Origin of the sequence: Acetobacterium sp. UBA5834 (genome assembly GCF_002435675.1) — a bacterium.
GTDB classification, from domain to species: Bacteria; Bacillota; Clostridia; order Eubacteriales; family Eubacteriaceae; genus Acetobacterium; species Acetobacterium wieringae.
Genome location: NZ_DJGY01000059.1, coordinates 1 through 8,663, shown reverse-complemented (window position 1 = coordinate 8,663; position 8,663 = coordinate 1). Strand labels below are relative to the sequence as shown.

The following is an 8,663-nucleotide window of genomic DNA, read 5'->3' as shown; positions in this document are numbered from 1 at the left end:
GAAAGGAATGTATAAAACTATGTATTTAAAAGGATTGGGCATTGCCTGTCATCCGCCGGTGTTGATCCCGGAGGTTGGGCAAGGTCGGGAGAATGAAGCACAAAAAACGATCCGGGGATTACGGGATCTGGCGCTGAAGGTGGCGGAAATCAAGCCGGAGGTGATTGTTTGTATTACGCCCCACGGCAATGTATTTCGCGATGGCGCAGCGGTGGTTTATGAAAATCAGATCAGTGGTGATTTGCGAAATTTTGGATATCCGGAGATCAGCCTGACAAAAGAGTGCGATATGGGGCTACTGGATGAGCTGAACGTGGGTTTTGCTAAAAATAACTGCCACACCATTTTTTTGAATCATAAAATTGCCAAAGAGTATAAAATTGCCCTGGAACTTGATCATGGGGTGCTGGTGCCGCTTTATTTTATCGAGAAATACTATCGAAGCTATAAGATTGTCCATGTAACAATTGGTGATCTGAGTTTGATTGAGCTTTATAAAATGGGGACAGTGATCCGGGAAGCCATTGAAGCCCGGGGTAAAGAAGCGATGATTCTGGTTTCTGCTGATCTTTCCCATTGCCTTAAAGATGAGGGGCCATATGCCTTTAATCCAATGGGGCCGTTATTTGACGAAAACATTGTCAACGGCATCAAAACCAAGAATTACTACTCGATTCTAACCGTTCCCCACCAGGTCTATGAACCAGCCGGCCAATGCGGGTTAAAACCAATCGTGATGGGATTGGGGGCCACTGATGGTCTGGACACCGAAGCCACGGTCTTTTCTTATGAAGGGCCTTTTGGGGTCGGTTACATGTCGGCCTTTATCGATTTGACCGATAAAAAAATCGCCAGTCTGCTGACTCGCTATGAAGAAGATAAAATGCTTTCCTATAAAGAACGGCGTTCAAACGAAAGCCCCCTAGTCGCACTGGCCCGGGCCACCATTAATACCTGGGTGCAACGGGGCCGGAAGCTGAATTTTGAACATTATAAAAGTCAGGTTGAAATCGAGGCCGATGTTCTGGGCGAACTGGAAAATAATCAGGCCGGAGTTTTTGTCTCGTTGCATAAGCATGGTGAACTGCGGGGCTGCATCGGTACCACCGGGCCAGTGACCGAAAGTATTGCCCAGGAAATTATCCGCAATGCCATTGAGGCGTGCACCTACGATCCCCGCTTTATGCCAGTGGAAGAGCAGGAACTGATGGAGCTGGAAATCAAGGTGGATGTCCTGGGTGTGCCCGAAGTGGTAAACAGTTTGGCTGAACTGGATGCCAAAAAGTATGGGGTTATTGTTGAGAAGGATCTCCACCGGGGTTTGCTGCTGCCTGATCTGGAAGGGGTCAACACGCCGGAAGAACAGATTGCCATTGCCAAACGAAAAGCCGGTATCGCTGAAAGTGACAGCGATGTGATTTTGCAGCGCTTTCAAGTGATCCGGCATCAGTAAGCATTAAAAATTGGTCAATTGATCTAAAAGTTTTGAAAAGGCAACCGGTAAGGCCAGGTCATCGATCTCGGACAGCGCCTTAAACTGATAGTCTGTGCGTGTGTGCGCCTGGTTGGAGACGAGGTGGGAAGTTGACACTGGTTCCCGGATTGCATTGTCCAAATCAAAACCATAGATGGACATCTCCCAGACAATATGGGAAAAAACATGGCGGTTGGTGCCGATAAAGATAGGTTCATTTAGCTCGTGGAAATTTTCTGCGAGCTTTTTTTTGATGTCCTGGCCATGACCAGCCACGGTTTCGGTAATCGGAAAGGACCACATCCCGGATAACAGACCAGAATCTGGCCGGCGCACAAAAAATAGGCAACTGTTTTGTTTGACGATGCCAACTTCCATTTTTTTAGTGAGCTGCTTCGTTTTTTTCTTTTTGACCGGAAGCTGTTCGGTGGTTCCGGCGGCATGACTCTGACAGCCGCTGTGGATCGGGCAGATCAGGCATTTGGGACTTTGGGGAGTGCAGATCACGGCGCCCAGCTCCATCAGTGCTTCATTAAAATCGCCGGCGGCATCCGGTAGAATGCCTTCAATAAAGGCAGTCATCCGCTTTTTCGTTTTGGCATCACCAATATCATCAAAGCTGTTGCCATAACGGCTGATTACTCGGAGAACATTGCCGTCCACGGCACTAACCTTCTCATTAAAGGCAATGCTGGCGATGGCACCACCGGTATAAGGGCCAATGCCCGGGAGCTTAAGCAGTTTGGCAAAGGTTTCGGGCATGTTACCCTCATAGTCAGAGACAATAATCTGGGCCGCCTGATGGAGGTTGCGGGCCCGGGAATAATAACCCAACCCCTCCCAGGTCTTAATGACCTCATCGACCGAGGCTTGCGCCAGGGAAAAAACAGTGGGGAACGTTGCTATAAATCGGTTATAATAGGGTATTAATGTATCAATCTGGGTTTGCTGCGCCATAATTTCCGAGATCCAGATATAATAGGGGTTCCGGGTTTGGCGAAAGGGCAGATCCCGCTTCGCTTTTTGAAACCATTTAAGTAGATCGGTCTGTAACATTTCAATTTGCTGCTGATTTATTTTGATATCGAGCATTTGGTCTCCGTTCGTTAAAGTTCATTCATTTCAAAGTATAAAATAAGGCACAAGATGTAGTATAGAACAGTTTCCTAAAAACTATCTTGTCCGGTGTCAAACAGCCCCAAAAGGCCAGGACAAGAATTTACCCCATCCCCCATTATGGCATTAGAATGGGCGAAAACACGGTTTGTAATTGGGATGGGGTCACCATTTAGACCCGTAAACGCCACAAAAAACTTGACATAAAATGGGTAGGATGGTAAACTTGCTGTAACAAACGTGTAACTTTTATTTATGCAATTTTGACAAAATGAAAGGTTTTATTTATGAATAGAGAGAGAGAAACCGGTGGTTTTCTCAAGAAATATCCCGGCGTCAAGATCGGAATCATTGCTTTGATTCTGCTTCTGGTTGTGGGTGTTTCCAGTGCTTTTACCGTTGAAAAAGAAGTTTCGGTCAACTTCGAAGGCAAGGTATACACTGCCAATGGAAAACTACTCGAATCCCTGGAAGAAGTTCTGATTGCCAATGAACTTCCGGTCAGTGACGAATATAAATATAGCGTGCCGTTGACAACCTTGTTTAAAGATGTCATTGATGTAACAATTGAAAAGAAGATTTCCGGAAATATCCAAGTTGATGGAAAAACCATTGCCTACTTATCAGGCGGTGCCACTGTTGGCGATGTTCTTGAAGAGAACGGGGTCAAGCCGGATGAGGATGACAAGGTTGAACCGGGATTAAATACCCCATTAACTGAGAAAACCGGAACAATCAAAGTAACCCGGATATCCTACGTGGAATCAACTGGCATTAAAGATGTGCCGATGAAGGCCACCATCAGAGAAAATCCTGAGTTGCCGATGGGCACCCGAATTGTTGTTCAGGTTGGACAAAACGGCAAAGCCAACAAGAAAGAAAAGATCCGCTACGAAAATGGTGTCGAAGTCAGCCGGGAAGTAATTACCTGTGAAGTCATCATGCCAGCGGTCGAAGAAATTATTGAAGTGGGTCCCTCGACAACCATAACAATGCCGGAGGCGGTAGAAGTATCTTCGATTATTGGGAATGTCAATGTCGAAAAAAGTGCTACCGGTGACGGCAGTACAAGCATAAATCAGGAAAGTGGTTTTAAAGGGAGTATGGTGGTCAGTGCCACTGCTTACACCGCCACTGGCAATAACACTGCTTCGGGAACTGTGCCACAGTCAGGCCGAACGATTGCCACCTGGGGAGGAATTCCTTTCGGAACTAAAGTTTATATCCCGGCACTTGGCGGTATCTATACCGTTGAAGATCGGGGAGGCGCAGTCGGCTATGGGATTATCGATATTTATATGGATAGCGAAGCTGAATGCGAAGCCTGGGGCCGACAAAACATTGAAATATACTTTGTTGAGTAGTAAAAAAGACGGTGATTTTCACCGTCTTTTTGTTTGCCAATTTTTAGCGGAGCAATGGTGGGTTTGGAGGCAAATGTAAAATGGCGGACCGAAAAAGGTGATATTGGAAAAAAATAGAGGTATTGTTTTTGTACTTAGAAAAAACATTATTCTAAAAAAATACACTTGTACTTTGTATACAATGCTTGTTATACTACTCCTATATACGAAATAGCGTGTTGTTTTGCTATGGAACTCGGAGGAAGACATGGAAATTAAAATTGTTAAAGCAGCAAACCCCAAGGAAAAACCAGAAGAGGACTCGTTGATCTTCGGTGTCGAATTTACGGACTATATGTTTGAGATGGACTATACTGAAGGGATTGGCTGGCATGATGCCGTCATTAAGCCCTACGGCCCCATTGAGATCATGCCTTCAGCCATGGTGCTTCACTATGCCCAGGAAGTTTTTGAAGGCTTAAAAGCATATAAAACGCCAGCTGGTGAGATTCAGCTGTTCCGACCAGATGAAAACTTCAAACGAATGAACCGCTCCAATGCCCGGATGTGTATTCCGCAAATCGATGAGAATTTTTTGCTGGAAGCCTTAAAAGCCTTGGTTAAGATGGATGAAAGCTGGATTCCTAAATCCCCGGGAACATCGCTTTATATCCGGCCATTTGTTTTTGCCACCGATCCGTTTATCGGGGTGCGGGTTTCCAAACGCTACAAATTTATGATTATCATGTCGCCAGTGGGATCTTATTATAAAGGTGGGATGGTTCCCAGTCGCATTTATGTGGAGTCAGAATTTGCCCGAACGGTTCGTGGTGGTACCGGTGAAGCCAAATGCGGTGGTAATTACGCTGGTGGTTTGGCTGCTCAGCAGAAAGTTCATGAAATGGGTTTTGAACAGATTCTCTGGCTGGATGGCGAAAAAAGACAGTACATCGAAGAAGTGGGCACCAGTAATGTCTTCTTTTTAATCGATGGCGTTTTTGTTACCCCGTCACTGGAGGGAACGATCTTAAACGGCATTACCCGAAAAAGTGTGATTGAACTATTAAAGCACTGGGGCGAAACCGTGGAAGAGCGTCGGATCACCATCGACGAATTATATCAGGCCTATCAGCAGGGAAAAATCACCGAAGCCTTTGCCACCGGCACAGCGGCCGTTATTGCGCCGATTGGCACATTAGGGTGGAAAGATGTGGAGATGACCTTTAACGACGGTAAAATCGGCGAATACTCGCAAAAAATATATGATACCCTCTATGATGTCCAAACCGGCAACAATGAAGATCCGCTGAACTGGATTGTTAAATTATAAAAATTAGAAATTTAAAAAAAGTTTATCAAAACACTTGACAATAGGCGTTTTCACTGGTAATATTAGTCTTGCATTTTGAATTACGAGAGGTACCGAAGTGGTCATAACGGGGCGGTCTTGAAAACCGTTAGGGTGCAAGCCCACGTGGGTTCGAATCCCACCCTCTCGGCCATCAAATGCTTGAAAAGTGAATAGTTACATTTGCATTATTACCTTTGGAGAAGTACTCAAGTGGCTATAAGAGGTGCCCCTGCTAAGGGTATAGGCCGTTAACGCGGTGCGTGGGTTCAAATCCCACCTTCTCCGCCACCATGAACTACGCATCAAATATGATGACAGACCTGTTACGATTGTAGCAGGTTTTTTAAATTGAACAAGAAATATTCAGTGAGGTATCAGATGATTGATTGTAATAATCCGGAACTTGTTGACCTTCCGAGCCCAAACCGAATTTATAAATTCTTGAGATTTGACAAAGAAAACTATTGGAAGGAAAATTTAAAAAAATTTCGATTATTTATGTCTAATCCTTTAGAATATAATGATCCATTTGAAGGCGGTGTAATTAATTATTTTCCACGTGTAGCAGGAAGTTCTATTAGTACAAATTTGGGGCAGCTTCATCCAATATTAAAAGATCGTATATCAAGGCTAAAAACAGTTTGTTTTTCTACAACATGTAGATCAAAATCGATGTGGGCTTATTATGCAGACAGTTATAAAGGGTTTTGTTTAGAATTTGCAGTTACAAATACATTCAAAGGCATCAAAAATGTTAATTATGTACCCGATGATATTAGATACCAACCTAAATATATTGAAGATGAAGAGTATATTTTAAATGCTTTAAAAAAAGCATTGCTATTTAAGAGTAAGGATTGGGAAAAAGAAGCAGAGTGGCGGATTATTCGAGACATAAAGCAGTATGAAGAAAATGACATGAAAACTAATGAACCACATGAGTATTTTGTTTTTAAAAAGCATAGAGATGTTCAGTATTTTGATTATCAGAAAAATGATTTGGTTTCTATAATTTTAGGACCTAGAATTGATGTGGATTTAGAATATTATATGCTGGGTTTTGCTAAAAGACATGGAATTTTAGTTAAACATGCATATACTATTCCATTGAGATCTTCAATTGAATTTTACGAAGACGGTAACAAACCACAAGCAGATGGTTCAAGTGTGGATAAATATATAATAAAAGATATGTAGAGATAAATTCAATTTTAAGAATTGATGGTTCATTTATGGTGTTTACGAAAAAACTGTTGCTATTGTAGCAGTTTTTTTATTTTTAGAAATAGGTCAGCCCTAATTTAATAAAAAACCGTTGCTGAATTATTTGATTTATATCCCAAAACTATTTATTTTTTTGCATGGATTATAAGAATTTTTTTCGTGATATAATAACTGCAGGTAATTTCTAAATTAATAGCACGACAAGATAATAAATGAGAATGTAAAGGACATTAATAATATAGTTTGAAATGGCGGGGGTAAGTTGAATGGTTGGCACTATCAAAGAAAGAACAGGCACGAGATGAGAACTCCACCGAGCAGTCTGGGCAATTGCCAATGATCTTAGGGGGCAGTGGACGGGTGGGACTTAAAAAATTATATCCTGATTACCATTGACAAGGCTATTGATGCCAGACCGAAACTGCGCAGTAAGAAGCAGCTGATTGAATCCTTTATAGTCAGTGTTAATGAATACCGATGAGGTGATAACTGAATGCCATGATTATGTTGTCAGACAGCGTGAAAATGATTTAAAAGTGATCTTCAAGGATGAAAAGATCAAACCGCAGGATACTCGGAAATTTTTAGAAAATGCCCTCCGTGATGGTGAAATCAAGACAGCAGGTATCGATATTGACAAATTGATGCCACCAGTATCTCGTTTTGGAGGCGGAAGCAGAGCCAAGAAGCAGGGTGTTATCGATAAGCTAAAGACTTTTTTTGATAAGTATTTTGGTATTGGGGGTTCCAATTCTTTTAAAGAACAGGAATATGAAACGGTGGAATATTCTGTTGAGGAAAAGAGTGAACTGTTAAAGGTTGCTGAATCAAGAAATGATAATAATTGATGTTGTGAGGAGTAATTATCTTTTAATGCAATAGTTGTAGAAAATTTATGAGGAATTTGGAGGATATTTCAGATGGAACCGATGATATTTCTAAACACAACTTGGATGGAACGATATGAAGGTCTGAGTGGTAATGATGCTGAGCTTCATGGCGGTGGGGCGTTTGTAGATAAATATGGTTACGGACACGAAATATTTAATTTTAAAAAAATTCGAGGAAAAGTTTATGGATTTGCTCAACAAAAAGGGCGAAACGATCTAAAACGTCTAGGGGCAAAACCGACAGATGATTATTTAAATAATGTTCTGGTAATTTTTACTGCTACACACAAAGATGGGGGGACATATGTTGTGGGTTGGTATAAAAATGCCAAAGTTTATAGAGAATACCAAAATAGAAAATTAAGAGAAAGAAGATTTGGAAATGAATACATTGGTTATTATGTGGAAGTAAATGCTGAAAACGCCACATTATTAAGCGAAGATGAGAGAACGTCATTTCCTAGAGTCCCAAGAGTTCAAAGTGAAGGAAAAGGAGCCATGGGGCAAGCGAATATTTGGTATGCTGAGTCTGATTTGGGAAAAGCGTATAAGAAAGAGATACTAAAAAAAATTGAGGGCTATGAAATAAATAAAGCAGATATTTCGCAAAAAAAAGCAGTCATTAGGACTGCCAATATTGAAAGAAAGAAAAAGGTAGAAAAAATTGCAGTTAAGAAAGTTACTGAGGTATTTATTGAACGAGGATTTGATGTAAATTCCGTTGAAAGTAAAAACTTAGGTTGGGATTTAGAAGCTAAGAATGAGAAAACAGAATTGCGAATTGAAGTAAAAGGGCTTTCAGGTGCTGATGTTTCTGTTGAAGTTTCTTATAATGAATATAAGAATATGAAAAAGTATAAGGAATCCTATAGATTATGCGTTGTTATTAATTGCCTTAAGAGCCCTCTATTATATACTTTTGCTTACTCACATGAAAAAAAATGTTGGCTTGATGAAGACGGGAATATATTAAATATCGAAGAAATTTTGTTAGCTAGATGTAAACTTTAATTGTGGATAAAAATAAACAGGCTTCATATGACTTGAAAAAATCCTAATTTCTACTTAATTGAGCTTAGGATTTTAAAATAACAGATTGGGGGTTCTTATATCCTGGTTTCCCGGAATTTATAACGAGGATTTTTGCGAAATCCCTTTTGCAATTTTTATAATGTAAACTTTCCTCGTTATATTATAATTGTATTACGAGGAAAGGATCGCATATTAAAGGGAAAAACAGACTGTAGTCCGTCAAATTATAAGCA

Annotated in this window: 8 protein-coding genes and 2 tRNA genes; 9 read left to right on the top strand and 1 reads right to left on the bottom strand. The window is 41.1% G+C overall.

Features of this window, described 5'->3' with window-relative positions; genetic code table 11:
* Window positions 1-1,453, top strand: a 1,453-nt coding sequence (gene amrA, locus B3F51_RS11590) for an AmmeMemoRadiSam system protein A (protein WP_286947215.1), incomplete at its 5' end; no start/stop codon positions are given.
* Window positions 1,454-1,456: 3 nt separating this feature from the next.
* Here amrA and mutY read toward each other — a convergent pair.
* Entirely contained in the window at window positions 1,457-2,566 is a 1,110-nt protein-coding gene (gene mutY, locus B3F51_RS11585; RefSeq protein ID WP_286947212.1) for an A/G-specific adenine glycosylase, read from the bottom strand.
* A gap of 311 nt (window positions 2,567-2,877) precedes the next feature.
* Here mutY and B3F51_RS11580 point away from each other — a divergent pair, with 311 nt between their 5' ends.
* The 8 genes from B3F51_RS11580 (at window position 2,878) to B3F51_RS11550 (ending at window position 8,409) form a co-directional block, all read left to right on the top strand.
* Window positions 2,878-3,954 (top strand): 3D domain-containing protein, encoded by a 1,077-nt coding sequence (locus B3F51_RS11580; protein WP_286947211.1) that lies wholly within the window; start codon window positions 2,878-2,880, stop codon window positions 3,952-3,954.
* A gap of 247 nt (window positions 3,955-4,201) precedes the next feature.
* Window positions 4,202-5,263, top strand: coding sequence for a branched-chain amino acid aminotransferase (locus B3F51_RS11575; RefSeq protein WP_286947209.1), 1,062 nt, complete (start codon window positions 4,202-4,204; stop codon window positions 5,261-5,263).
* 83 nt (window positions 5,264-5,346) lie between these two features.
* A tRNA-Ser gene (locus B3F51_RS11570) sits at window positions 5,347-5,435 on the top strand.
* Window positions 5,436-5,480: 45 nt separating this feature from the next.
* A tRNA-Ser gene (locus tag B3F51_RS11565) sits at window positions 5,481-5,572 on the top strand.
* Window positions 5,573-5,662: 90 nt separating this feature from the next.
* Window positions 5,663-6,481: a DUF2971 domain-containing protein gene (locus B3F51_RS11560; protein ID WP_286947208.1), complete on the top strand. Its 819-nt coding sequence runs from the start codon at window positions 5,663-5,665 to the stop codon at window positions 6,479-6,481.
* A gap of 379 nt (window positions 6,482-6,860) precedes the next feature.
* Window positions 6,861-6,989 carry a hypothetical protein gene (locus B3F51_RS16220; protein WP_349680222.1) on the top strand — a complete coding sequence of 43 codons (129 nt, stop codon included), beginning with the start codon at window positions 6,861-6,863 and terminating at the stop codon, window positions 6,987-6,989.
* A complete protein-coding gene (locus tag B3F51_RS11555) occupies window positions 6,976-7,356 on the top strand; it encodes a type I restriction endonuclease subunit R, EcoR124 family (protein ID WP_349680221.1) in 381 nt (126 codons plus the stop codon). The genes B3F51_RS16220 and B3F51_RS11555 overlap by 14 nt, the downstream gene beginning before the upstream one ends.
* A 72-nt stretch (window positions 7,357-7,428) precedes the next feature.
* A complete protein-coding gene (locus B3F51_RS11550) occupies window positions 7,429-8,409 on the top strand; it encodes a DUF3883 domain-containing protein (protein ID WP_286947206.1) in 981 nt (326 codons plus the stop codon).
* The last annotated feature ends 254 nt before the right edge of the window (window positions 8,410-8,663 follow it).